Here is a 22,420-nt window from a genome sequence, read left to right as displayed (position 1 = left end):
TTTTTGGCCCGCGCGGATGAGCCCGACCTGCGGATGAGCCCAGGCGGGTCGGCGAACACCGACGAGCAGTTGAACACCGACGAGCGGAGACCCGATGAACGACGGAACGGCCGCAGACCCGTGGCAGCTCACGACAGCGCCGGGCACCTCGACCTACTCGATGTACCGCGAGGGCGACGAACTCGTCTGCCAGGTGGGCGCCACCACGCTGAAGTACCAGGCCAGCGCCATCGACGACCTGCACGCCTGGCTCGTCGAGCAGGGCGACTGGGTGCCGCTCGGCGCCAGCGACGAAAAGAAGCCCGCACCGGAGGGCAGCGTCGAAGCGTGGGGCCGCTCCGCGGACAACCCGGTCGGCGGCTGGTACGGCCTCCGCAACGGCTACCGTGGCCGGTTCGGCATGTATCTGCCGCCGCTGCTCGAGCAGTTGGGCCTGGCCGAGCTCACCCACGAGAAGCGCAACAACTCGATGCGCGCGCTCTGAGCCCGACCCACTTTCGACCGATTCTCGGGCCTGACCGGGCGCAGTCCGGCTAGGCTGGCCGGACCGCCGGACCGCCGGACCGACGGACCGACGGACCGACGGACCGACGGACCGACGGACCGACGGACCGACCGACCGACGGACCGACGGACCGACCGACCGACCGACCGACCGACCGACCGACCGACCGACCGACCGACCGACCGACCGACCGACCGACCGACCGACCGACCGACCGACCGACCGACCGACCGACCGACCGACCGACCGACCGACCGACCGACCGACCGACCGACCGACCGACCGACCGACGAAAGGGGGCCGGATGCGCGCTCGCACGCTGCTGCCGCCGCTAGCCTCCCCGACCGCCCGGCTGTCGGTGGCACTCGGCCTGAGCCTGGGCGCCGGGTTCGGCCTCGGCGCGCTGATCCTCGGCGGTCGTGGCTTCGGCGAGGTACTCGCCTTGGCGGCCCTGTTCACCCTGGCCGCCTCGGCCGTGGCCGTCACCGGCGCGGCCCAGCAGGTGCTCGCCATCCTGGTCATGCTGCTCACCGGCGCCCCGACCCCGATGGCCAGGCCGTACCCCGAGCTGGCCTCCCAGGTCGGCCAAAGCGTTCCGGATGCGCCGGGCAAGCCCCAGCCGCGCGCTCCGGGCCGCGCCCTCCCGGTCGCTTAGGGGCTCTTTCACCGCGCCGCACCTGCTGGGTGCCCGCAACCCTGTCGCGACCATACGGTTCCCTCTTTCCGTATTCCGACCGGGAGTTTCCCTTGAACATCTATGACTTTGGCCCCATCGCGGCCGTGCTTGACGCTGCCTATGCAGTTCTACACAACCTGAGCCTGTTCCTCACGCCGTTCGCCGCGGCGAACGCGGCGGCCCTGGCTGTCATCGTGCTCACCCTGGTCCTGCGCCTGGTGCTCATTCCGGTGGGGGTGTCGCAGGCACGGGCCCAACAGCAACGACAGCGCCTCGCCCCGCGCCTGACGGAGCTCCGCCGGTTGCACGGCGGCAACGCCGAGCGGCTGCAACGTGAGACGGCCGCGCTCTACGCGGCCGAGAACGCCTCACCCCTGGCCGGCTGCCTGCCCCTCATGGTGCAGGCACCGATCCTCTCGATCGTCTACGGCCTGTTCGTGCTGGGCACCATCAACGGGCACGACAACGCCCTGCTGGCCGGCGGTCTGTTCGGCAGCCCGCTGGGCACCAGCATCCTGACCGGGTGGGGCGCCGGGCCCACCCCGACGGTGCTCCTGGTCGGCGGGCTGCTGCTGGTCGTGCTGCTGGCGGCCCAGCTGCTCAGCCGACGACTGATGCTCGCCCAGGCCGCCGCCGCATCCGCCGCCGCGTCGACCCCTTTCGCGGCGTCCGCCGCACCGGCCGTCACCGCCCCCGGTGCGCTCTCGCCCGCCGCGCGGGCCACCATGACCGGCTTGCTCAGCTGGCTACCGCTGATCAGCGTGGTCTTCGCGGCCTTCGTGCCACTGGCCGCGGCGATCTACCTCACCGTGAGCGCGGTGTGGGGCGTCACCGAGCGCGCCCTGCTGTGGCGGATGCTGCGCCCCGCCCGCTGAGTCGTCTGCACTAAGAATCCTGGAAGAAATCGGGAGGACCGTAGGAAGGGTCAGAACAAGCCTCTCCAGCAGAATCGAGCACCGATGTCGCTTCGCACGGCCCCATCACCCGTCGCCCGGGTTGTCGCCGACCCGGGCCGCCGCATCCGTTCACGCCGGCGGCTGCGTGCCGCCGACCTGATGGTGGCCTTGTGCTGGTCGTCGGTGGCGATGGCCGTGGCGCTGTACCTGGCCTACGGCGGCCTGGCCCAGGTCACCGACCTCGGCTCCGGCCTCACCGCCGCGGGCATCGTGACCGGGCTAATCGGCACCGACCTGATCCTGGTGATGCTGGTGCTCGCCGCCCGCCTCCCCGTGATCGACCGGATCGTGGGCCAGGACACGGCGATGGCCTTCCACCGGCGGCTGGGCAAGCCCGCGCTCTACCTGATCCTCGGCCACGGTCTGCTGCTGACCGTCGGCTACGCGCTGGCGGATGGGTCGAACCTGGTCACCGAGACCATCGCCCTCTTCCAGGGCCCCGACATGGCGCTGGCCTACCTGGGCCTCGGCCTGCTCGTGACCGTGGTGGTCTCCTCGGTGGTCGCGGTGCGCCGCCGGTTCCCCTACGAGGTCTGGCACGCCATCCACCTGCTCAGCTACGCGGCCGTGCTCGTGGCCCTGCCGCACCAGCTCAGCGCGGGTGCGGTGCTGGCCGAGGGCACCCTGCAGCGTGTCTACTGGATCGCCCTGTACGTGCTCGCGTTCGGCTCGATCGCCGTGTTCCGCTTCCTCGTGCCGATCGTACGCAGCGCCCGGCACGACATCCGGGTGGACGCCGTCGAACCGATCGCCCCCGGGGCGGTGTCGCTGCACCTGACCGGGCACCAGCTGGACCGGCTGCAGACGCAGGGCGGGCAGTACGCGATCTGGCGGTTCTGGACCGGCGCCACCTGGTGGCACGCCCACCCGATCTCCTTCTCTGCGGTGCCCACCGACCGTTCGGCCCGCATCACCGTGCGCTCCCTGGGCCGAGGCAGCGACGCCCTCGGCCGGGTGCGACCGGGCACCCGGGTCTCGATCGAAGGCCCGTACGGCATCTTCACCGACGAGCACCGCAGCACCTCCAAGATCAGCGTCGCCGCCGCCGGGATCGGCATCACCCCGGTGCGCTCGATGCTGGAACACGCCGCCCTGCGCCCGGGTGAGGCGACGGTGCTGCTGCGCGCCACCGACGCCACCCAAAGCTACCTCTGGAACGAGATCGGCGCCCTGCCGAGCATGCGCGGAAACCCGATCTTCTCCATGATGGGGGCCCGCCCCCGCGGACTGGCCACCTGGATGTCGGCCGAGGCGCTCTCCCGCGGCGTCACCATCACCTCGGTGTTCCCCGACCTGTTGCAGTCCGACCTCTACGTCTGCGGCCCGCAATCCTGGGCCGACCTCGTGATCCGGGACGCTCGGGCGGCCGGGTTGCCGCACAGCCAGATCCACGTGGAAAGGTTCGACTGGTGAGACGCCGCGCGATCCTCCTGAGCATCCTCTCGTCGTCGGCGGTGCTGGCCGCCGGCTGGCAGGTGGGCGTGGTGACCCACCCGCAGTCGGTGTCCCAGTCGTTGGCGCCGTCGACGGATGCCGCCCCGCCGGCCGCCGGGACCACCTCCGGCGGCACGACCACCGGTGGTACCACCAGCGGCGGGGCCACCACGGCAACGCCGGCCCCGTCCAGTGGCGCCGCCGCGACCCCGCAGCAGGCGGCCGGCGTGTCCGGCACCTTCACCGGCACCGCCGCGCAGACCCGGTTCGGTGCCGTGCAGGTGCAGATCACCGTCGCCGACGGCTCCATCGCCGACGTCGCCGCGCTGCACCTCACCGACCACGACCAGAGGTCGGTGCAGATCAGCAACCGCGCCGCCCCGGTGCTGCGGCAGGAGGTGCTGGCCGCCCAATCGGCGAACGTGCAGAACGTCTCCGGGGCCACCTACACCAGCGACGGTTACCTCACCTCGCTGCAGTCCGCCCTCGACCAGGCCGGGCTCTGAGATGACCGTGCACGTCTTCGACACCATGGGCACCACCGTGAGCCTCCGCTTCGCCGGCGCTCTGCCCGGCGCCGCCGTGCTGCACGCCGTCGAGGCCGGCTTCGACGACTACGACCGCAGGTTCAGCCTGTACCGGCCCGATTCGGAACTCTCCCTCGTGGCGCGCGGTGACCTGGCGCTGCAACACGCCTCTGCCGTGCTGCGGGAGCGCTACGCCGACGCGTTGGAGTGGCGCAGCCGCACCGCAGGGGCCTTCACCCCGCACCGCCCCGACGGGGTGATCGACCTCAACGGCATCGTCAAGGCCAGCGCCATGGCGGCCGCGGCCGATCTGCTCGACACGGCGGGCGAAGCCGACTGGCTGCTCAACGTGGGCGGCGACATCCTGGGCCGCGGCACCCTCGCCGGGGCCCCCTGGTCGATCGGCATCGTCGACCCCGCCGACCGGGCGGGGCTGCTCACCACGCTGACGCTGCACGGAGACCGGTGCGCCGTCGCGACCTCCGGCACCGCCGAACGCGGCGAGCACATCTGGCGACGGGGCCCGCAGCCCGCCGGCGGGACATCCGCCTACCGGCAGGTCACCGTGCGCGCCGCCGACATCGTCACCGCCGACGTCCTGGCCACGGCCGTCCTCGCGGGCGGCCACGAGCAACTCGACGACGCGACCGCACGCTTCGCGATCGACGTGCTGACGGTGGCCGCCGACGGCGCCCTGACGGCCACCCCGGGGCTGCAACGCGCTCGTGGGCTCGCACCGGCATGACCGACCCCGACCGGGCGCAAGACAGCGATCCCTATACTTCGAATATGGCCGATCATCCGAGAGTGCTGCTCGTCGAAGACGATGCGCGCCTGGTGCAGATGCTCGACCAGCTGCTGCAGAACGAAGGCTACGACACCGTGATCGCCCGCGACGGCCAGCGTGCCCTGCACGAAGGCCTCACCCAGCCGTTCGACGTGATCGTGCTCGACCGGGGTCTGCCGGTGATGGAGGGCCTCGACGTCCTCACCCGGCTGCGCAGCCGCGGCATCCTCACCCCGGCCCTGGTGCTCTCGGCGCTCGGCAACCCGGCCGACCGGGTGGAGGGGCTGGACCGCGGCGCGGAGGACTACCTGGCCAAACCCTTCGACATCGACGAATTACTCGCCCGCATCCGGGCGCTGCTGCGCCGGCACACCAGCACCGCGCCGGTCCTGGGGGTTCCCGGCGGCTCCCTGGACACCGAGAGCCGCACCGTCACCACGACCGCCGGCGCCGTCGTGACCCTCTCCGACCGCGAGGCCCACCTGCTCGAACGCCTCGCCCGCCGCCCCCAGCAGGTCTTCGAACGCTCCGACCTCCTCGCCAACGTGTTCCCCGACGCCGACGACCTGGGGGTGGTCGACACCTACGTGCACTACCTGCGCAAGAAGCTCGGCCGCGCCGCCATCCACACGGTGCGGGGCATCGGCTACCGGCTGGGGACCCTCTCGTGACCGGCGCCCCCGGCCGCAGACCCGGGCGTACACCCGGCCCGGCCGGCCGCATCGACGACCTGCGCGGCGCTTCGCTCCGGCTGACCCTGCAATTGACGGCGCTGATGCTCGTGGTGCTCGTTCTGGTGGGCGGCGTGGTTTTTGTCATCGTGCGGGCGAGCGCGGCGGAAGCCCTCGCCCAGACACTGAACGCGGCGACCCGCCTCGACTCTCCGCAGGACGCCCCGGAGGGAACCTACCTGTCGATCGTGGACGAGGGACGGGTGATGTCGTCGCCCGAGATGCCCGCCGGTCTGCTCGACACCGACGCGATGACCACGGTCGCCGCGGGCGACGGTGACGTGCGCAGCACCCGCGAGGTCGACGGGCAGGAGTACCGGTTGCTCACCACGACCGTCACGGACGGCCGGGAGGGTGCCAGGGTTGTGCAGGTGGCCCTCGACCTGCACGAGGGCTCCGAAGAACTCAACCGGCTGTCCGTGGCGCTGCTCGCCGCCGGGGTCGTCGCGTTGGCGTTCTCCGGGGTCGCGGCCTACTGGATGGCCAGGCGGGCGATCCGCCCGCTCGCCGAGGCCCTCGCGCTGCAGCGTCGCTTCGTCGCCGACGCCAGCCACGAACTGCGCACCCCGCTCACTCTGCTGAGCACCCGAGCGCAGTTGCTGCGGCGACGCGACCAGACCGGGGTGCCGCCGGATGTCACCGATGCCGTGGACGAGATCGTGACGGATACCCGCGCGCTCACCGGGATCCTCGAGGACCTCCTGATCGCGGCCGACCCCCGAAGCGTCGCCGACCCCGAACCGGTGGATCTCACCGCGACAGCCGAGCACGCGGTCGACATGCTGCGGGGCGACGCGGCGGCCCGCGGGATCACGCTCGGCCGGGCCGGTGCCGCCGGGCCGGTGGTGGTGTCCGGGTCCCCGGCCGCGCTGTTGCGGCTGATCGTGGCCTTGGTGACGAACGCGCTCGACCATGCCAAGACATCCGTCGTGGTGAGCATCGACGTCGACGGCAGATTCGCCACCGTGCGCGTCGCCGACGACGGCGCCGGCTTCGCCCCGGAGATGGTGGGTACCGCCTTCGAACGTTTCAACAGCGGCCGGGCCGCGGCGACCGAGTCGGGCGGCACCCGGCACTACGGTCTGGGCCTGGCGATCGTGGCCGAGATCACCCGGCGCCACGGCGGCACCGTCGCCATCGACGCGTCCGGCCCCGCCGGCGCCGCCGTCGTGGCCCGCCTGCCCGTGGCGCGCTAGCCGCTGGTGCGGGTGAGGTTCCCGCCCGAATGTCGCGAGCGGCGCGTCTCCCGCGAGATGGCAGTTGGGGCCAGTTGGGCTGGCGTGGAGTGGCCTGAAGTGTCCTCTCACGTAACGTGCCTCCCGCGAGAGGGCAGTTGGGGCTAGTTGGGCGGCCTCGGACTGGCCTGAAGTGTCCTCTCACGGCATGTGCCTCCGGCGAGAGGGCAGTTGGGGCCAGTTGGGCTGGCGTGGAGTGGCCTCAAGTGTCCTCTCGCGCAACGTGTCAGCTCTCGTGGATGCCGTCACCGGCGCGATGGACGGCGCAAATAGCGGCAGGCGCCCCCGTGCCGGGGGCGCCTGCCGCAGTCTGCGAGGCTCGGGTCAGGCGACGCTGCTGGCGTGCGCCCGGGTGCCGCTGACGCTGGCGCCGGGCTGGCTCTTCGAGCAGAGGACGACGAGGATCACGGCGACACCGACGGCAATGTGCGGCAGCCAAGCGTTCGGCGCCTCATCGGCAAAGCCGAACAGGAACGGCGACGCGATCAGGAAGACCGACGCCAGGACGTCGAAGACGAGGTGCACCGGCATGCCGATGACCTTGATCAGGCCCAGCTCGTAGCGGGTGAAGAGGCTGTAGAGGATCAGGCCGACGCCGAGGACGCGGGGGATGATGACGGCGGCGCCGCCGACCTCTTCGAACATGAAGATGGTCGGGGCGAGGATGAGGGCGACCGCGACGACGTAGTCGAGAACCGCGTGGACCTTGGTGGGAATGAAACGCATGGCGAACTCCTGGTGTTTGACCGGAGGCCGGATCGCCTCACGACACTAATTCGCCGCCCTCGCCCGGATGGATTGGTCACCCCGCGGGAACCGCCGGCTCAGCAGCGCTCGTACACGTAGCCGGCCGCGCCCACCACTTCGAGGTCACGGTCGCGCAGGATCATCGACCGTGGCCGGTCGGGTACCGCGCAGGCCGCGGCGAAGTCCTCGCGCAGGTCGTCGGCGTACTCGATCGCCAGCACCCGGTCGTCGTAGGCCGCCCGGTAGAGCCCGCACTCCTGCCAGCGGTCACACTCCTCGGCCACGGCGAAGTCGAACAGGTCGGAGAGCGGCCCGGCCAGCTCGGCGGCGTTCTTCTGGCCGATCGCCAGGCCGTCCTCGTGAGCGCCGTCGACCAGGATGCGGGCGAACGCGACATTGTCCTCGGCCGTGAGCAGGCCGGCCGAACGGGTGTACGAGTCGAGGTTGTCGATCTCCACGGCGTCGAAGCCGGCCGTCGCGCAAGCCGTCACCTGGGGGAGCAACAGCGCGGCCAGGGCGGCGCGCGTGCTCGCACTGCCGGTGTCGAACAAGAACTCGTCCGGCCAGTTCTCGTCGATCACAGGCGCGCCGGCGTCGGTGAGGATCAGCTCGGGGGAGTCCGTGAGCAATCGCTCGGAGTCGGCCGGCTGGGTCTGGAAGCCGTTCAGGTAACACACCGAGTAGAGGCCGTAGGCGGGCTCGTCTGTGCTGTCGCGCACCACGATGTCCACCCCGTCGGGCGGGTCGTAGGCGCCGCCGAGCTGGTAGTCGAGGCCGCCGCCGACCGGGGGCGGCATCGGGCCGGATGCGCTCGCCGGGCCGGCCGCGCAGCCGGACAGCGCCAGACCCACCAGCACCCCGCAAACACACAAGCGCCGCCGGACGGCAACCGACAGGCTGCTCATCCGGCGACGTATCACGAGCGGTGAACTAGGCGACTTCGGCGACGCTGGCGTTCAGCACGTCGTCGAGCGTGACGAAGGCCTCTTCCTCGGTGGACTTCTGTGCGAGCGCGAGCTCGGACACGAGAACCTGGCGGGCCTTGATGAGCATCCGCTTCTCGCCGGCGGAGACGCCGGAGATGCGGTCGCGGCGCCACAGGTCGCGAACGACCTCGCTGACACGGTAGACGCTGCCGCTGCCCATCTTCTCGGTGTTGGCCTTGTAACGGCGCGACCAGTTGCTGGGCTCTTCTTCGACATCGCTGCGAAGCACGTCGAAGACGGCCTCGACACCGGCGGCGTCGATGACGTCGCGCACACCGACGAGCTCGGCGTTGTCGATGGGCAGGTTGATGGCCAGGTCACTCTGGTGCACGGTGAGCGTGATGTAACGCTTCTCGACGCCCTTGATCGTGCGGGTCTCGACTGCGGTGATGGTTGCCGCGCCGTGGTGGGGATAGACGACGGTCTCGCCGACTTCGAAAATCATCTGATGCAGCCTCATAATTCGTTGAGCGTGGTTGGCGTATCACCCGGACGACGGCGGGGCGCCGGTCGTGCTCCTCCGCGGTGCTGCGACAGCCGATTCGACGCACCCAGGGCACCTCACTGGGTACAGCACGACTGAAAATGGCACAACGGTTCGTTAGGGGTATTGGGAGAGTGTATCATTCCCGCCTCGCTGGCCCTATTCGGGTCGGTCGCGCCCGCCCGGCTGCTCCTCCGGCTGCTCCTCCGGCTGCTCGCGGTGCTCCTCGAGGGTCGACACACGCTGCACGATCCATGACGAGAGCGTGGCCGTGAGCACACCCAGCACCGCCACACCGCCGAGCATCAGCGCGGTGGCAATGCTGCGGCCGCGCAGGGTGACCGGGGTGAAATCGCCGTAGCCGACGGTGGTGATGGTCACGGCCGCCCACCACAGCGAGTCGCCGAACGAGGTGATATTGGCGGCCGGGGAGTCCCGTTCGGCCTCGAGTACAGCGAGGGCGGCGATGTAGGTGACCAGGATGGCCGCGCCCGCGAGGTAGACCAGCACCCGGGCCCGGAAGGCCGTGCCCGCGGACTGCTGGAAGACCTTGCTGCGCGCGACGACCCGAAGCAGGCGCAGGGGGCGCAGCAGCGGCAGCAACACGAAGATCAGGTTCACCGGATGATGCAGCACCCACTGCCACGGATGCGTGGCGAGGACGATCTCCACGACATAGCTCACCGGGAAGAGCGCCCAGCTGATGACGATGACCAGCCGCAGCACGTCGGCGGTGGCGACATCGACCGAGGCGATCACCGTGACCGAGTAGGAGATCAAGAAGAGGACGGCGGCGATCGTGAGCGGCCAGTCGGCGGCCTGCTGCCACCGGGCCTGGCGCGGCCCGCCCCACCGGTCCGTGCGGATCTCGGTCGCCGTCATGCGGGCATCCTGCCACCGGCCGGGGGCGCCGCCAATGGAGACCGGCTAGGCCGACCGGGCCGCGATCAGGGCCCGGGTGAGCCGTTCGATCAGGTCGTAGGGCACCGGGTGGTTCAGCGGAAACCGCACGGTGTCCTTCTCAGCGCGAAACGGTGCGAGCTCGGCTTCGAGGTCGGCGTCCTTCCCGCCGATGGTGTACAGGGCAACGTGTCGCCTCCAGCCGGCGTAATAGATGAGCCGGCGACCGTCGAGCGCCACGGTGGGCATCCCGTAGCTGATGGTCTCGGTGGCGCCGGGCGCGGCCGCAAGAATGGCGGCGCGGATGCCGGCCAGCACCGGCTGCGCCTCCACCGGACAGGCCGCGATGTACGCCTGCACGCTCGCGGGTTTCTCGGCCATGAGGTCAGTGTGGCAGCCGCGGCGCCGGCCGGGCAAGGGCGCCGACCGGGCTAGGGCGCGGGCCGGGCCGGATCGGCCGGATGGTGTCAGGATGTGCGCACGGATGAGGGGAGTCCCGTGGCACAGGCGCGGCGTGGCGACGACCCGTACGAGCGCGCCCTGGCGGACACGGGCTTTCTGCTCGCCGTGACGGAAGCGCACCGGGGCCGGTGGCCGGTGCTCGACGCGCTCTGGTGGTGGTCGCATCCGACCGAGGCGGCCCCGAGCGGCAGCCCGTCGCCCGCGGCCCGGTTGAGCGCCCTGCAGCGCCGGCTGTTCGGCGCGGATGGCGACGCTGCCGGCGACGGCGCCGTGGCCCAGGCTGCTCGCGAACTGGACAGCGAGATCGCGGCCGAGCGGGCGGCGATCGGCGCGGCCCTCGCCGCAGCCCACGCCGCCGCGGCCCTCGCCGCAGCAGGGCAGGCCGCTGCCGACCCCGGGACGTCGGCGCCGGCGATCGGACCGCCGCCGCTGACTCCCGCCGCAGACCCCGCCGACGTCGGCGGTGCCGAGGCAGACGACCCCGCCGAGGCAGACGACCCCGCCGAGCCCGTCGACCTGTTGTCCGGCAGTCCGACCGGGGATCCCGCCCCACCGCGGTGCCGGGTGCTGCTGGGCGCCGGACTGGTCGGGGCGCTGGTGGTCGGCGGCCTCCTGGGCAGTCAGGTCACGGCCGCGAACCGGCCGGGCACCCAGTCACCGACCTCAGCGAGCAGTCCCGGATCGGCCACCCCGTCGGCCGTGCCGGTGATCGCCGCCCAGGTGTTCGCCCGGGTGCAGGCCGGCCAGGACATACCGCGGGTGCCGCTTCCCGCGGCCTACGACCCAGCCTCCTTCCGCTACCTGGGCGCGGCGGGCTGGCGGGACTCCGACGCCAACGGGGTAACGGACTCGCCGTACTACGCGGCCAGGGGCGCGGATAACATGGTCTGCCTCGTGGTGGTTCCGGAGGGCGCCGGCTACCTGACCACCTGCACCCCCGAGGAGGACTTCCCCTCCAGCGGCCTGCGACTGTCCTGGCAGAGCACCGACTTCCTGCCGAGGGAACAGGACGGCCGGGCGATGGTGATGGACATCACGGTGGCCTGGCTGAGCGACTCGACCATCGAGACGCGGGGCTCGGGCCGGTCGATGATTCCCTGAGCCGGTGGGGCGTGTGACAGGCTGGGCACAACAATGATGGGGGTTTCATTGGCCGAGAACACGTACGACGATCCGTACGACCTGGCGGTGACCGACCCGCTGTTCCTGACCGCGGCGGCCGCTGCGCACACCGGCCGGTGGAGCCTGCTCGATGCGCTCTGGTGGGAGTGGCATCCGGAGGAGCCGGCCCCGAGCGGCAGCCCGTCGCCCATCTTCCGGCTGCGGGCGCTGCAACGCCGGGTCTACGATGCGGATGGCGACGCCGCCGGCGACCTCAGCGTGGCCCAGAAGGTGCGGGAACTCGAGGTCGAGATCGCCGCCGAACGGGCGGCTATCACGGAGACGATCGCGGCCGCGCGCGCGGACCTCGAGCTCCGCACGGCCGCGCGGCCGCATCTCGACCCGGCGCTCGGCGACCCGGTCGGCACCCGGGCCGGCAGCACAACCGCCGCCCCCGCCATCCCCCCGGTCGATGCGGAGGATGCCACCGGGAGAGCGGCAGCCCGGCCCACACGCGGCCGGCTTCTGCTGGCGCTGATCCTCGTTGCGGCCCTGATCGTGGCGGCCGTTCTCGGCGGGGTTCTGGGCAACCGGCTCACCGTCACGGGCCTCGGCGCCGAGTCCCCGACCCCCTCGGCAGGCGGCTACCTGTCCACCCACGCGGTCGAATCCGCCTCCCCGGCGACCGGACCGCGCCTGTACTGGGAGAGCCCTGATTTCCTTACCGAAATGGGGCCGGCCCTCTCCGCGGACGACGGGGCGGACGACCTGATCGGCGACGTCTCCGTGGCCTGGGGCCGCACCGGAGAGGCGACCTCGCCGTGAACACTCCGCTCGCCGACCGAACCCTGATCGCGGGCGCCGGCCCGACAAATCGAGCGGCCGACCCTGCCCGTGTGTCAGGCTGGGCCGAGCGGCGAGGGGGCTTCGATGCATCGACAGCATGACGACCTGTACGAACGGGCGCTGAGAGACCCCGACTTCCTCGAGGACGTGCGCTCCCACCACGCGGGGAGCTGGGACGTTCTCGACGCGCTGTGGTGGGCGTCGCATCCGCTCGACGCGGCACCGAGCGGCGCAGCCGCACCCCTCGCCCAGGTGCGGGCGCTGCAACGCCGGGTGTTCGCCGCCGACGCCGATGTCGTCGGCGATCACGGCGTGCACGGCGAGCTGCAGAGGCTCCAGGCCCAGGTCGCCCGGGAGGCCGGTGCGATCGACGCGGCCGCGCTCGCCGCGCACACCGACGCCGGTGCGGCGCTCGCTGACGCCGGTGCGGCGCGCGCCGTGAAACGCGAAGCCGCCGGCGCAGACGACACGGATGCCGGTGGGCCGGCGGATGCCACCGGGGTCGGCGCCGGGTTCAAGACCGGGCTCGACGCCCCGGCACCGGCTGGCATCGGGCGCCGCCGGATTCTGCTCACCGCCGGCCTCACCGCCGCGGTGCTGCTGGGCGCCCTCGGCGGCAGCCGGCTGTCCGACCCCACCCTGTTCGGCGCTGCACCGGCGCCCTCGGCCGCCAGCACGCCACCTCCGCTTGCCCTGACGGTCTTCCAGCGTGAGCAGATGCCCGAGGACCTCCCGGCGGTGCCCCTCCCCGCCGAGTTCGACACATCGACCGTGCGGGCGCTGGGCTCGATGGGCGCAGTCGATGCGGACCCCGCCTTCACCACCTACTACTACACCGTACGCACGACCTCGTCCTTGGTCTGCCTGATCGTGCTGCCGCCGGCCGCGAGTCTCCTGTCGACCTGCACCCTGGAGCCGGAGTTCCCGTCGACGGGGCTGAGACTGTACTGGCAGGCGCAGGGGATCTTCGCCGACACCGGCGCGGCGACCGGCCCGGTCACCAGCTTCCTCACCTGGCGTCCGGACGGGAGCGTGGAGGTGGGCGCGGTGGGCTGAGCGGGCTACAGCCCCTGCTCCACCATGTCGATCACCCGGCTGATCAGTGTCTGTTTCACCGGGGCCGGCAGGGCTCGCAACGGTCCGTCGATGAACAGTTCCGCCAGCCCGTGCACGGCCGACCAGGCCAGGAACTCCGCTGCCGGCCGGCGCTCGGTCGGCAACAGCCCCTGCGTCACCAGGTCGTCCAGCGCGACGGTGAGCAGCTGGAACGGGGTGAGGCCGTGCTCGCCGGCGCGCGCCGCACTGGTGGCGCTGTCCAGGTCGGACGATGCCGAGAACGCGGTCTGGAACTGGCCGGGCTGCTCCAGGGCGAACCGCAGGTACCCGGTACCCACAGCGCGAAAGCGCAACCGGGCCGCTTCGGCCGCATCCGTCGACCGGATGCCCGCCTGATCGGCCTCGATGGCCCGGGCCACCAGTGCCTGGCACCGTGAACACACGGCATCCAGCAACGCCTGCCGGTCGGCGAAGTGCCGGTAGGCGGCGGAGGGGGCCACGCCGGCGCGTCGGGTGGCCTCCCGCAGCACGACGGCGGCCGGTCCGCCCTCCTGGGCGAGGTCCACGCCGGCGTCGATGAGGGCCCGGCGCAGGTCGCCGTGCCGGTAGGAAGTTCGTGCCGGAGAATCGCCGAGACCCGTTGTCATCTCGCATCCGTTTCGTTACGATAAAAGCTCACATGTGTACGATGTACACATACCAGCATACCCATCCGATTCGGCAAGGGCGTGGCATGACGATCATCGAAGCCTCCGGGCTCACCAAGACCTACAAATCCAAGACCGGTCCGGTACATGCTCTCGCCGGGCTGGACCTCACCGTGCCGCGCGGCACCGTCAAGGCGATCCTGGGGCCCAACGGCGCCGGCAAGACCACGGTGGTCAAGATCCTGACCACCCTCATCCGGCCCGATGCCGGCACCGCGATCGTGGACGGCATCAATGTTCTCGACGACCCCAAGGCGGTGCGCAGCATCATCGGGGTGTCCGGCCAGTACGCGGCCGTCGACGAGAACCTCACCGGCTTCGAGAACCTCGAAATGGTCGGCCGGCTCTACCACCTCGGCGGCGCGGCCTCAAGGCGCCGGGCGCAGGAGCTCATCGACCTGTTCGAACTCACCGCGGCCGGCAACCGGCCGGTGAAGGGGTTCTCCGGCGGCATGCGCCGCCGTATCGACCTGGCCGGCGCGCTGGTGTTCAACCCCAAGATCCTCTTCCTGGACGAACCGACCACGGGGCTCGACCCACGCAGCCGGATCGCGCTGTGGGGCGTGATCAACAAGCTCGTCGCCGACGGCACCACCGTGCTGCTCACCACGCAGTACCTCGAAGAGGCCGACCAGCTGGCCGACAGCATCGCGGTCATCGACGACGGCAAGGTCATCGCCGAGGGCACCTCCGATGAGCTGAAGGCGCAGATCGGCGGCCACCGGGTGGTGATCGCCCTGGTCGACGCGGCCGACGCCACCGCAGCCAGCGAGGTGCTGGCCCGGTACGGTGCGGGTCAGCCGCAGGTGTCCAGCGACGGCCGGGGCATCGATGTGGCCGTCACCGACGGCCCGCCGGCGTTGCAGCATGTGCTCGCCGACCTCCGTACCGCCGGCATCGAACTGCACGACGCCGGCATGCGCCGGCCCACGCTCGATGACGTTTTCCTCAAGCTCACCGGGCACAAGGCCGACAAGGCAGCGACCGACAACGAAGACGAAAAGATGGAGAAGGTGAAATGACCGCAACCGCCACCCGTCCGGCCCCGGCCCAGCCCACCTGGAACCCGCTGTCCCTGTGGTCCTCCGACGGCTGGACGACCACCAAGCGCAACCTCATCAAGATCAAGCGCACCCCGGACATGCTGGTCTTCGCCGTCATCCAGCCGATCATGTTCGTGCTGCTGTTCAGTCAGGTCTACGGTGGCGCCATTGCGGTGCAGGGCACCGATTATGTGCAGTTCCTGATGGCCGGAATCTTCGCCCAGACCGTGGTGTTCGGCTCCACGTTCTCCGGCGCGGCCATGGCCCAAGACCTCAAGGACGGCATCATCGACAGGTTCCGCAGCCTGCCGATGAGCTCGTCGGCGGTGCTGATCGGCCGTACCAACGGTGACCTGGTGCTCAACACCATCTCGATGATCATCATGATGGCCACCGGTTTTTTGGTGGGCTGGCGGGTGAACTCGTCGATGGGTGAGTTCTTCGCCGGTGTCGGCCTGCTGCTGCTGTTCAGCTACGCGTTCAGCTGGGTGATGGCGCTGCTGGGCATGAGCGTGCGTTCGCCAGAGGTGATCAACAATGCCTCGTTCATCATCCTGTTCCCGATCACGTTCATCTCCAACGCGTTCGTGCCGATCGAGACCCTGCCAGACCCTTTGCGCATCTTCGCCGAGTTCAACCCGGTGTCCGCGCTCGTGCAGGCTGCCCGCGAACTGTTCGGCAACGAGGGCAGCGCGCCGGTGCCGGATGTCTGGACGCTTCAGAACCCGGTGGCCACCGTGCTGATCGGGGTGGTTGTGCTGCTCGTGGTGTTCGTGCCATTGTGCATCCGTAAGTTCGCCCAGATCAGCTCCCGCTGACCGGGGAGCCCCCACGCCTGACCAGAAGGAGCGGACATGCCGACCATCGATCTGGAGTACCTGCACGGTTTCAGTGGATTCGCGGTGCCCGACATCGAGGTGGCGCGCGGCTTCTACGGCGACGTGCTCGGCCTCGACGTGGCGGACGGCGGCATGGGCCTGCTGCGGTTGACGCTGCCGGGCGGCGCCGAGGTGATCGTGTACCCCAAGCCCGACCATCAGCCGGCCACCTTCACCATCCTCAACCTTGCCGTGGCGAACATCAATCAGTCCGTCGATGTGCTGGCCGAACGCGGTGTGGAGTTCCTCCGTTACGACGGGTTCGATCAGGACGCGCGTGGCATCGCGAACGGCGACCCGCGGATCGCCTGGTTCACCGACCCGGCCGGCAACATCCTCTCGGTCCTGCAGAACTGAGCCGGTGGTGCTCGACGCGAAAGACGGCGCCGTGACGCGAGGGAGCCTGGAGTGGTGAGGGTGTCCGAGGTTGTCGACGGGCCCGACGTGGTGGCGGTTGCCTACGACGTGAAGCGCGAGTTGCGAGCCCTGTACGCGCCGAAGAACCGGGACTGGGAGACGCTGACGGTGCCGCCGCAGCGGTTCCTCGCGGTCGACGGGCACGGCGACCCGAACACCTCTCCGGCCCATGCCGAGGCCGTGGAGGCGCTCTACGCGGTGGCGTACACCGTGAAATTCGCGAGCAAACGGGCCGGCCGCGACCTGGTGGTGGGGCCGCTGGAGGGGCTTTGGTACGCGGATGACGCATCCGTGTTCAGCGCCCGCAACAAGGCCGCGTGGAGCTGGACCATGTTGATCAGCCAGCCTGACTGGGTGAGTGATGCGGCCATCGGCGAGGCCATCGTGGCGGCGCGTGCCAAGGCTGCCGCCAAGAAGAAACCGTTGCCCGGGCTGGACCTGGTGCGGATCGAGCGGCTCGACGAAGGGCTCTGCGGGCAGCTGCTGCACGTGGGCTCTTACGACGACGAGGCGCCCGCGCTGGCCCGCTTGCACGGCGAGGTGCTGCCCGCGGCGGGCCTGCGCGAGCGCGGCCGACACCACGAGGTCTACCTCGGCGACCCGCGCCGGGTCGCCCCCGCCAAGCTGCGCACCGTCCTCCGCCAGCCGGTCGCTCCCCACCGTCTCCGCGAACTGTGAGAAAAGCCCCCAAAACGCGCCCGGATAGGTGCTTAACTCACAGTTCGTGAGGGGGTTCGTGAGGGGGTGGTCAGCGACCGCCCCGGCGTTTGCCGGCCTGGGGGCTGGGGGAGTTGCGGGTGCGGCCGGCGCTCTGGGTCTTGCGGGCGGTGGCCGGCTTCGCGGCGGCCGCGGCGGCGCGCACGGCCTTGGCGGCGGCCTTGGCCTTCGCGGTCTTCTTTTCCTTCTTCACCGGCTCGTCGGTGGGCAGCGCGGCGTTCTTCCGGGAGCTGTCGGGGGTGCGTCCGCGCACGATGCCGATGAACTCCTCCACGTCGGGAGTGGTGTCCACGGTGCGCCAGGCCAACGCGATGCGGCTCTCGGCGGTGTCCTCCACCGGACGGGAGACGACATCCTTGCGGCTGTGCAAGCGGGCCACCGAGTGCGGCAGGATGACGATGCCCACCCCGGCGGCGACCAGCTCCATGGTCTCGTCCATGTCGCGCATTGGCGGGAGCGGGCGGCGGCTGCCGTCGCGCACCTCGGCGGCGGCGTCGCGCCACTCGGGGACGTCGTCGGGGTCCTGCAGCAGGTGCTCGTCGACCAGGTCGGCCACGACCACGCTGTCGGCGTCGGCCAGGAAATGGTCCTTGGCGACGACCACCACGGGGATCTCGTTGTAGAGGTTGATCAGGCTCAGGCCCTCGACATCGATCGGCAGGCGCACCAGGCTCACGTCGGCGCGGCCGTCGCGCAGCACGGCCTCCTGTTCGGCGATAGCGGTGCGGAAGACCTCGAGCTCGACCTCCGGGCGGCGGTCGGCCCAGATCCGGGTCCATTTAGTGGGGGTGACCCCGGCGACGAAGGCAATGGAAAAGGTCACCGGCATCCTCTCGTTTAACGTGTGTCAGTGCGTGGGTGGCGGCTGCGATGGGCGGGCGAGCGGCCGTTCTGGCGGCGTCCGGGCGCAAGGCACCGAAACCATAGTGCTCTCAGGCTATACGCTGGAACTATGAGCGAGAAGAAGACCCAGACCATGAAGCCGGCCACGGCTGCCCAGAAGCTCGGGATTCTGCTCGAAGCAGCACCCGAGGAGTTCCAGTCCGCCCCGGTGTCGCGCACCGAGTTGGCCGCCCTCGAGGCGAGCCCGCCGGAGTGGCTCACCGAGCTGCGCGCCAACGGCCCGCACCCCAAGCAGGTCGTCGCCGCCAAGCTCGGCGTCTCGATCTCGGGCCTGGCCCGCGGTGAAGTGACCGAGCCCCTCACCAGCGCCGAGATCCTCGCGCTGCTGCAGCAGCCGCCAGCCTGGCTCGTCACCGAGCGCGCCACCCAGTTCGAGGTGCGCGAGGAGCAGATCCGCGTGAAGGACCGCGACGCCGAGAAGGCCCGCAAGAAGGCGCACGCCGAGCGCTTCGCGGCCCAGAACGAGAAGGCCGCCCAGAAGCGCTCCTAGCCCGCCGTTTTCACCGAGTTGCCCCGCCCCGGACGAGTTGCTCCGTTGGGACGGGGCAATTCGTCCGTTCGGGGGCAGCTCGGCGTCGGGGCATCCGTGCCCGGGGGTGCCGGTCAGTCGGGGTGCCGGTCAGTCGGTCTGCGCGGTCGGCGCCGGTGCCGCGTACTGCTCGCGCAAAAACGTGACGATCTCGCCGAGTTCGGCCTGCGAGATTGAGTGGCCGAGCCCCTCGTAGATGCGCTCGGTGAGCGAGGAGCGCCCCGGCAGCCACGCCTGGGTGCGGGCCACCGCCGCCTCGGGGATGACCGGGTCGACGGTGCCGCGGCCCCAGAACACCGGTGGCTTGACTTCGGCGAGCCGTGTGTCGCCCGGATGCGTTCCGCTGGCGATGAACCCCGACAACTGCACCGCGAACGCGAACCGTTCCGGCGCGTGCCGCATCAGCTGCAGGGTCATGGCGCCGCCCTGCGAGAAACCCAGCAGGCCGATCGAGGCGGGTTGCTCGGGCAGGGCGTCGAGCCACTCGATGATGCCGAGGGCCGCCGCGTCGAGGGCGTCGCCCACGGGCTCGCCGGGCACCCCGATGGGAAACCAGGACCAGCCCTGACCGGCCGGCAGCGGTGCGCGCAGCGCCGCGATCGTCGGTTGCAGCGGCAGATGCGGGGCCAGCGAGAACAGGTCGCCCTCGGTGGACCCATAGCCGTGCAACACCAGCAGCAGCGGGCGTCCCACCCGGTCGGCGGCTGCGGCCGACCAGAGCACGGCGGCCGGGTCGATCGACTCGGGGCGGATGCTGTCGGCCATCTATTCGATCCTCACACTCGGTCGGCGCGCTCTGAGCGCCTTCCCATCCTTCCACGCCCCCTCCCACCCGTTCCGCGAACTGTGACTTAAGCACCGAAAACACACCGAAAACTCGCCGGGAGAGGTGCTTTTCTCACAGGTCGCGGGGTGCTCGCGGCCCCTGGAGGTGCATCCGTCGCTCGGGTGGGTGAGAATGAACCTATGAGCGTGCGCACCCCTGACCCCGACCCGGACTGGACGCCTGGCGGGGATGACGCGCCGCCGCCCAGCACCAATCCCGGCTGGCTCACCGATGTCGAGCTCGCCGAGATCCGCCAGCGGCTGCCGCTGCTGTACGTCGAGGCGGTGCCGGTGCGCGTGGATGGCCTGGGCCAGGTCGTCGAGGTCGGGGTGCTGCTGCGCGCCACCCCGGAGGGCAAGATGACCCGCACCCTGGTCTCGGGCCGGGTGCTCTACGGCGAGACCCTGCGCGACGCCCTGTTCCGCCACCTGGAGAAGGACCTTGGCCCGATGGCGTTCCCGCAGCTGCCGCCGAGCCCGGTGCCGTACTCCGTGGCCGAGTACTTCCCGATGCCAGGCATCACCGCGTTCACGGATGACCGCCAGCACGCCGTCTCGCTGGCCTACGTCGTGCCCGTCACCGGCACCTGCGATCCCCGCCAGGATGCCCTCGAACTCACCTGGATGACCCCGGAGGAGGCCGCCACCGACGCGGTCTCGGCCGAGATGGAAGGCGGCCGCGGCGGCCTGCTGCGCATGGCCCTGGCCTCGGTCGGCGCCCTGCGCTGACCCGAGCCGCGCCCCGCGCCCATCCGCGAACTGTGAGTTAAGCACCTTCGCGCGCGGTTTTTCGGTGTTTTTCTCTCAGTTCGCGGGGGCGGAGAGGCCGAGGGTGTCGAGGAACAGGCGTGCGAACCGTGGGGCGTCCACGTCGAGGGCCACCTCCACGACCTCCCAGATGCCGGCTGTGCCGTGCAGGATGTCTTCGCCCACCCGGCGGCGCTGGTCCACGATGGTCTGGCCGCGGCCGTAGCCGGTCAGTTCCACCCGCACGGGCAACAGCCGGGTGGTCAGCCCATCCGGGTCGACGAGGGCGCACAGCGCCCCGGCGTCGCCGATCAGCCCGGTGTATTCGGCCGCGCTGTTCTCGCTGCGGGCCACCCGGTTGGCCAGCAGCGCGCCCACCACCCGGCCGTAGGCGGAGTCACCGGTCTCGAGCCCGGCCGCGAGGTCGCGCTCGACGAGCACCTGGTTGAAGACATCCAGCCCGTACATGAACGTGGGGATGCCCGCATCGAGCACGATCGCCGCCGCCTCGGGGTCGTGCCAGACGTTGAACTCGGCCACGGCGGTGGCGTTGCCCACGCTGGCCGAGCCGCCCATGAACACGATCCGTTCGATTCTCTCGGCCAGATCGGGGTACTGGCGCAGCAGTAGCGCCAGGTTTGTCTGCGGGGCCAGGGCCACCAGGGTCACCGGGCGGGGGCTGTCGGTGATTAGCTGGCGCATCAGCTCGACGGCGTTGACCGGTGCCGGGGTGCGGTCGCCTGGCGGCAGGTGCACGGTGCCCAGGCCGCCCTCGCCGTGCACGTGCGACGCGGTGCGGGCCGGCGAGATCAGCGGGCGGCGCGCACCGGCGGCGACGGGGATGTCGGGGGCTCCGGCGACGTCGAGGATCCGCAGGGTGTTCTCCACGACCCGCTCCAGCGACGCATTGCCGGCCACGCAGCTGATGCCGAGCACCTCGATGTCGGGGTGGGCGACGGCGAACAGGATGGCGAGGGCGTCATCGACGCCGGTGTCGACGTCGAGGATGACGGGAATCGTGGGCATCCCCAAAGTTTATGGGACCGGGTGTGGCGGGCGGGCGGGCGTCACCGGCGGGCGGGCGCGCGTCACCGGCGGGCCGGGCGCGCGTCACCGGCGGGCCGGGACGCAGAAGCCCGACCCGCTGGGCGGCGGGATCGGGCTCTCGGGCGGCCTGAGGCCGAGGGTTTCGGGGGCGTTAACGCTCCAGGCGCACCTCGCGGAACGGTTCGCCGAGCACCTCTTCGGTGCGCTCCTGGCCGTCGGGCAGGTAGCCGTTGCGGGTGTAGAAACGGTGCGCGCGGGGATTGTCCGCGGCGACCCAAAGGTAGGTGGGACCCGGGTCGACGACGGCATCGAACAGAGCCTGGCCGATGCCGCTGCCCTGATGGGACTGCAGCAGGTAGATGAAGTAGAGCTCGTGCTCGGTGGGCTTGCCGGCGTCGCGGCCGGGGCCACTGCCGGCGAAGCCGACGATCTCGCCGTCCAGCTCGGCCACCACGTGGCGGTAGCCGGGGCCCTGCACCGAGAATCGGCGCCACATTTGGGCGAGGCGCTCCGGGTGCAGCTGCGACAGTGCAGCCCGGCTCAGGATGTGGTCATAGGATTCGTGCCAGCAAGCCGCGTGGACGCGGCCCAGGCTGTCGGCATCCGTCTCAGTGACGGGCCGAACAACAACGGTGGTGTTCATACTTCGACCCTAACCCCGGCCACCGACCCCGCCGAACCACCCGCCGGTGCTGCCGGATGTGTGCCGCCGGTAGTGCGGGACGGGTGCCTGTCGGCCGCAGCGCGGGCTGAGGAGCCGGGGTTCGGAGTTGTGCGGGGTACGCGCCGCTCTGCGCATGGCGCGCCACCCGCGTAGCGGCGCCTGACCCGCACCATCCGCCCCATGTCGCTCGCGCTGCCCCGCATGCTGGCGCGTGCCCCGCGTGCTGGCGCGTGCCCCGCGTGCTGGCGCGTGCCCCGCGTGCTGGCGCGTGCCCCGCGTGCTGGCGCGTGCCCCGCATGCTGGCACCCCACAGCGGACGGGGGACCGGAGACTCGAGATATGCGGGGTACGCGCCGCTCTGCGCCTGGCGCGCCACCCGCCTACCGGCGCCTACCCCGCACACCCCGGCCGCGTGCCCGGGCTATCCGTCCCGCCACTCCGCCCCACCCCGCAACCCACCGACCACAAACGGGCCGACCCCCGGAGGAGCCGGCCCGTCGGAGGGTCGTA

Annotated in this window: 26 protein-coding genes and 2 pseudogenes; 18 read left to right on the top strand and 10 right to left on the bottom strand. The window is 71.1% G+C overall.

Translation table 11 applies throughout. The features are described 5' to 3' along the window. Positions 1 to 94 precede the first annotated feature (94 nt). The 9 genes and pseudogenes from BJQ95_RS16085 (at position 95) to BJQ95_RS16050 (ending at position 6,812) form a co-directional block, all read left to right on the top strand. Entirely contained in the window at positions 95 to 484 is a 390-nt protein-coding gene (locus tag BJQ95_RS16085; protein ID WP_130177194.1) for a DUF6855 family protein, read from the top strand. 30 nt (positions 485 to 514) lie between these two features. Then, positions 515 to 748: pseudogene (locus BJQ95_RS19585) on the top strand (PT domain-containing protein); the annotation flags it as partial. Then, positions 681 to 1,160, top strand: a pseudogene (locus BJQ95_RS16080) (PT domain-containing protein); the annotation flags it as partial. The pseudogenes BJQ95_RS19585 and BJQ95_RS16080, both read left to right, overlap by 68 nt. Positions 1,161 to 1,252: 92 nt before the next feature. After that, on the top strand, positions 1,253 to 2,056 hold the full coding sequence (gene yidC, locus BJQ95_RS16075) for a membrane protein insertase YidC (RefSeq protein WP_130178388.1): 804 nt from the start codon (positions 1,253 to 1,255) through the stop codon (positions 2,054 to 2,056). A gap of 84 nt (positions 2,057 to 2,140) precedes the next feature. Continuing rightward, the gene (locus BJQ95_RS16070) at positions 2,141 to 3,550 is read left to right on the top strand and encodes a ferric reductase-like transmembrane domain-containing protein (protein ID WP_130178387.1); all 1,410 of its coding nucleotides are present in this window, start codon (positions 2,141 to 2,143) and stop codon (positions 3,548 to 3,550) included. Next, positions 3,547 to 4,077, top strand: a complete 531-nt coding sequence (locus tag BJQ95_RS16065) for an FMN-binding protein (protein WP_130178386.1) — start codon at positions 3,547 to 3,549, stop codon at positions 4,075 to 4,077. The genes BJQ95_RS16070 and BJQ95_RS16065 overlap by 4 nt, the downstream gene beginning before the upstream one ends. Before the next feature lies 1 nt (position 4,078). Then, positions 4,079 to 4,843, top strand: a complete 765-nt coding sequence (locus tag BJQ95_RS16060; protein WP_240694832.1) for an FAD:protein FMN transferase — start codon at positions 4,079 to 4,081, stop codon at positions 4,841 to 4,843. Positions 4,844 to 4,887: 44 nt separating this feature from the next. Further along, complete coding sequence (locus tag BJQ95_RS16055; RefSeq protein ID WP_205750169.1) at positions 4,888 to 5,556, top strand: response regulator transcription factor; 669 nt, start codon at positions 4,888 to 4,890, stop codon at positions 5,554 to 5,556. Next, on the top strand, positions 5,553 to 6,812 hold the full coding sequence (locus BJQ95_RS16050; protein ID WP_130178385.1) for a HAMP domain-containing sensor histidine kinase: 1,260 nt from the start codon (positions 5,553 to 5,555) through the stop codon (positions 6,810 to 6,812). The genes BJQ95_RS16055 and BJQ95_RS16050 overlap by 4 nt, the downstream gene beginning before the upstream one ends. Before the next feature lie 363 nt (positions 6,813 to 7,175). Here the strand turns inward: BJQ95_RS16050 and BJQ95_RS16045 are convergent, their stop codons facing one another. From BJQ95_RS16045 to BJQ95_RS16025, 5 genes are all read right to left on the bottom strand, one after another. Next, the gene (locus tag BJQ95_RS16045; RefSeq protein ID WP_130176642.1) at positions 7,176 to 7,577 is read right to left on the bottom strand and encodes an SPW repeat protein; all 402 of its coding nucleotides are present in this window, start codon (positions 7,575 to 7,577) and stop codon (positions 7,176 to 7,178) included. Between the two features lie 98 nt (positions 7,578 to 7,675). Next, positions 7,676 to 8,503 carry an endo alpha-1,4 polygalactosaminidase gene (locus tag BJQ95_RS16040; RefSeq protein ID WP_130176643.1) on the bottom strand — a complete coding sequence of 276 codons (828 nt, stop codon included), beginning with the start codon at positions 8,501 to 8,503 and terminating at the stop codon, positions 7,676 to 7,678. Between the two features lie 25 nt (positions 8,504 to 8,528). After that, a complete protein-coding gene (locus tag BJQ95_RS16035; RefSeq protein ID WP_066597804.1) occupies positions 8,529 to 9,029 on the bottom strand; it encodes a CarD family transcriptional regulator in 501 nt (166 codons plus the stop codon). Between the two features lie 198 nt (positions 9,030 to 9,227). Further along, positions 9,228 to 9,950 carry a potassium channel family protein gene (locus BJQ95_RS16030; protein WP_130176644.1) on the bottom strand — a complete coding sequence of 241 codons (723 nt, stop codon included), beginning with the start codon at positions 9,948 to 9,950 and terminating at the stop codon, positions 9,228 to 9,230. Between the two features lie 45 nt (positions 9,951 to 9,995). Then, positions 9,996 to 10,349, bottom strand: a complete 354-nt coding sequence (locus tag BJQ95_RS16025) for an iron chaperone (protein WP_130176645.1) — start codon at positions 10,347 to 10,349, stop codon at positions 9,996 to 9,998. 117 nt (positions 10,350 to 10,466) lie between these two features. Between BJQ95_RS16025 and BJQ95_RS16020 the strand changes: the two genes are divergently transcribed. The 3 genes from BJQ95_RS16020 (at position 10,467) to BJQ95_RS16010 (ending at position 13,433) form a co-directional block, all read left to right on the top strand. Continuing rightward, entirely contained in the window at positions 10,467 to 11,531 is a 1,065-nt protein-coding gene (locus BJQ95_RS16020) for a hypothetical protein (protein ID WP_130176646.1), read from the top strand. 48 nt (positions 11,532 to 11,579) lie between these two features. Beyond that, entirely contained in the window at positions 11,580 to 12,356 is a 777-nt protein-coding gene (locus BJQ95_RS16015) for a hypothetical protein (protein ID WP_130176647.1), read from the top strand. Positions 12,357 to 12,461: 105 nt separating this feature from the next. Then, entirely contained in the window at positions 12,462 to 13,433 is a 972-nt protein-coding gene (locus tag BJQ95_RS16010; protein WP_130176648.1) for a hypothetical protein, read from the top strand. Between the two features lie 5 nt (positions 13,434 to 13,438). Here the strand turns inward: BJQ95_RS16010 and BJQ95_RS16005 are convergent, their stop codons facing one another. Next, positions 13,439 to 14,080, bottom strand: a complete 642-nt coding sequence (locus BJQ95_RS16005; RefSeq protein WP_130176649.1) for a TetR/AcrR family transcriptional regulator — start codon at positions 14,078 to 14,080, stop codon at positions 13,439 to 13,441. 86 nt (positions 14,081 to 14,166) lie between these two features. Between BJQ95_RS16005 and BJQ95_RS16000 the strand changes: the two genes are divergently transcribed. The 4 genes from BJQ95_RS16000 to BJQ95_RS15985 are packed head-to-tail and all read left to right on the top strand — an operon-like array spanning position 14,167 to position 17,156. Then, a complete protein-coding gene (locus tag BJQ95_RS16000; protein ID WP_130176650.1) occupies positions 14,167 to 15,162 on the top strand; it encodes an ATP-binding cassette domain-containing protein in 996 nt (331 codons plus the stop codon). Next, positions 15,159 to 16,001: an ABC transporter permease gene (locus BJQ95_RS15995; RefSeq protein ID WP_130176651.1), complete on the top strand. Its 843-nt coding sequence runs from the start codon at positions 15,159 to 15,161 to the stop codon at positions 15,999 to 16,001. Before BJQ95_RS16000 ends, BJQ95_RS15995 begins: the two co-directional genes overlap by 4 nt. A 36-nt stretch (positions 16,002 to 16,037) precedes the next feature. Further along, the gene (locus BJQ95_RS15990; protein ID WP_130176652.1) at positions 16,038 to 16,418 is read left to right on the top strand and encodes a VOC family protein; all 381 of its coding nucleotides are present in this window, start codon (positions 16,038 to 16,040) and stop codon (positions 16,416 to 16,418) included. 54 nt (positions 16,419 to 16,472) lie between these two features. After that, positions 16,473 to 17,156, top strand: a complete 684-nt coding sequence (locus BJQ95_RS15985) for a GyrI-like domain-containing protein (RefSeq protein ID WP_256041418.1) — start codon at positions 16,473 to 16,475, stop codon at positions 17,154 to 17,156. Between the two features lie 70 nt (positions 17,157 to 17,226). Here BJQ95_RS15985 and BJQ95_RS15980 read toward each other — a convergent pair whose 3' ends face one another. Then, the gene (locus BJQ95_RS15980) at positions 17,227 to 18,024 is read right to left on the bottom strand and encodes a LysR family substrate-binding domain-containing protein (protein ID WP_130176653.1); all 798 of its coding nucleotides are present in this window, start codon (positions 18,022 to 18,024) and stop codon (positions 17,227 to 17,229) included. A 123-nt stretch (positions 18,025 to 18,147) separates the two neighbouring features. Between BJQ95_RS15980 and BJQ95_RS15975 the strand changes: the two genes are divergently transcribed. Further along, complete coding sequence (locus BJQ95_RS15975) at positions 18,148 to 18,588, top strand: DUF5997 family protein (protein WP_130176654.1); 441 nt, start codon at positions 18,148 to 18,150, stop codon at positions 18,586 to 18,588. 129 nt (positions 18,589 to 18,717) lie between these two features. Here the strand turns inward: BJQ95_RS15975 and BJQ95_RS15970 are convergent, their stop codons facing one another. Further along, positions 18,718 to 19,392: an alpha/beta hydrolase gene (locus BJQ95_RS15970; RefSeq protein WP_130176655.1), complete on the bottom strand. Its 675-nt coding sequence runs from the start codon at positions 19,390 to 19,392 to the stop codon at positions 18,718 to 18,720. Positions 19,393 to 19,593: 201 nt separating this feature from the next. On the opposite strand from BJQ95_RS15970, the gene BJQ95_RS15965 reads away from it, so the two are divergent. Further along, complete coding sequence (locus BJQ95_RS15965; RefSeq protein WP_130176656.1) at positions 19,594 to 20,181, top strand: NUDIX hydrolase family protein; 588 nt, start codon at positions 19,594 to 19,596, stop codon at positions 20,179 to 20,181. 75 nt (positions 20,182 to 20,256) lie between these two features. Here the strand turns inward: BJQ95_RS15965 and BJQ95_RS15960 are convergent, their stop codons facing one another. Both BJQ95_RS15960 and BJQ95_RS15955 read right to left on the bottom strand, forming a co-directional pair. Beyond that, positions 20,257 to 21,225: a nucleoside hydrolase gene (locus BJQ95_RS15960; protein ID WP_130176657.1), complete on the bottom strand. Its 969-nt coding sequence runs from the start codon at positions 21,223 to 21,225 to the stop codon at positions 20,257 to 20,259. A gap of 172 nt (positions 21,226 to 21,397) precedes the next feature. Beyond that, complete coding sequence (locus BJQ95_RS15955) at positions 21,398 to 21,889, bottom strand: GNAT family N-acetyltransferase (RefSeq protein WP_130179357.1); 492 nt, start codon at positions 21,887 to 21,889, stop codon at positions 21,398 to 21,400. Positions 21,890 to 22,420 lie beyond the last annotated feature (531 nt).

The sequence above is a fragment of the Cryobacterium sp. SO1 genome (assembly GCF_004210215.2).
Taxonomy (GTDB): Bacteria; Actinomycetota; Actinomycetes; order Actinomycetales; family Microbacteriaceae; genus Cryobacterium.
Note: the sequence above shows the minus strand (reverse complement) of the source record. Positions and strands in the feature narration are given on the sequence as shown.

Coding starts and splice junctions, on each gene's coding strand:
- BJQ95_RS15990 (WP_130176652.1), top strand. CDS start 16,038: ATGCCGACCATCGATCTGGAGTACCTGCACGGTTTCAGTGGATTCGCG.
- BJQ95_RS15965 (WP_130176656.1), top strand. CDS start 19,594: ATGAGCGTGCGCACCCCTGACCCCGACCCGGACTGGACGCCTGGCGGG.
- BJQ95_RS15980 (WP_130176653.1), bottom strand. CDS start 18,024: ATGCCGGTGACCTTTTCCATTGCCTTCGTCGCCGGGGTCACCCCCACT.
- BJQ95_RS16040 (WP_130176643.1), bottom strand. CDS start 8,503: ATGAGCAGCCTGTCGGTTGCCGTCCGGCGGCGCTTGTGTGTTTGCGGG.
- BJQ95_RS15975 (WP_130176654.1), top strand. CDS start 18,148: ATGAGCGAGAAGAAGACCCAGACCATGAAGCCGGCCACGGCTGCCCAG.
- BJQ95_RS16045 (WP_130176642.1), bottom strand. CDS start 7,577: ATGCGTTTCATTCCCACCAAGGTCCACGCGGTTCTCGACTACGTCGTC.
- BJQ95_RS16005 (WP_130176649.1), bottom strand. CDS start 14,080: ATGACAACGGGTCTCGGCGATTCTCCGGCACGAACTTCCTACCGGCAC.
- BJQ95_RS15970 (WP_130176655.1), bottom strand. CDS start 19,392: ATGGCCGACAGCATCCGCCCCGAGTCGATCGACCCGGCCGCCGTGCTC.
- BJQ95_RS16070 (WP_130178387.1), top strand. CDS start 2,141: ATGTCGCTTCGCACGGCCCCATCACCCGTCGCCCGGGTTGTCGCCGAC.
- BJQ95_RS15995 (WP_130176651.1), top strand. CDS start 15,159: ATGACCGCAACCGCCACCCGTCCGGCCCCGGCCCAGCCCACCTGGAAC.
- BJQ95_RS16035 (WP_066597804.1), bottom strand. CDS start 9,029: ATGATTTTCGAAGTCGGCGAGACCGTCGTCTATCCCCACCACGGCGCG.
- BJQ95_RS16000 (WP_130176650.1), top strand. CDS start 14,167: ATGACGATCATCGAAGCCTCCGGGCTCACCAAGACCTACAAATCCAAG.
- BJQ95_RS16055 (WP_205750169.1), top strand. CDS start 4,888: ATGGCCGATCATCCGAGAGTGCTGCTCGTCGAAGACGATGCGCGCCTG.
- BJQ95_RS16025 (WP_130176645.1), bottom strand. CDS start 10,349: ATGGCCGAGAAACCCGCGAGCGTGCAGGCGTACATCGCGGCCTGTCCG.
- BJQ95_RS15960 (WP_130176657.1), bottom strand. CDS start 21,225: ATGCCCACGATTCCCGTCATCCTCGACGTCGACACCGGCGTCGATGAC.
- BJQ95_RS16060 (WP_240694832.1), top strand. CDS start 4,079: ATGACCGTGCACGTCTTCGACACCATGGGCACCACCGTGAGCCTCCGC.
- BJQ95_RS16085 (WP_130177194.1), top strand. CDS start 95: ATGAACGACGGAACGGCCGCAGACCCGTGGCAGCTCACGACAGCGCCG.
- BJQ95_RS16030 (WP_130176644.1), bottom strand. CDS start 9,950: ATGACGGCGACCGAGATCCGCACGGACCGGTGGGGCGGGCCGCGCCAG.
- BJQ95_RS15955 (WP_130179357.1), bottom strand. CDS start 21,889: ATGAACACCACCGTTGTTGTTCGGCCCGTCACTGAGACGGATGCCGAC.
- BJQ95_RS16010 (WP_130176648.1), top strand. CDS start 12,462: ATGCATCGACAGCATGACGACCTGTACGAACGGGCGCTGAGAGACCCC.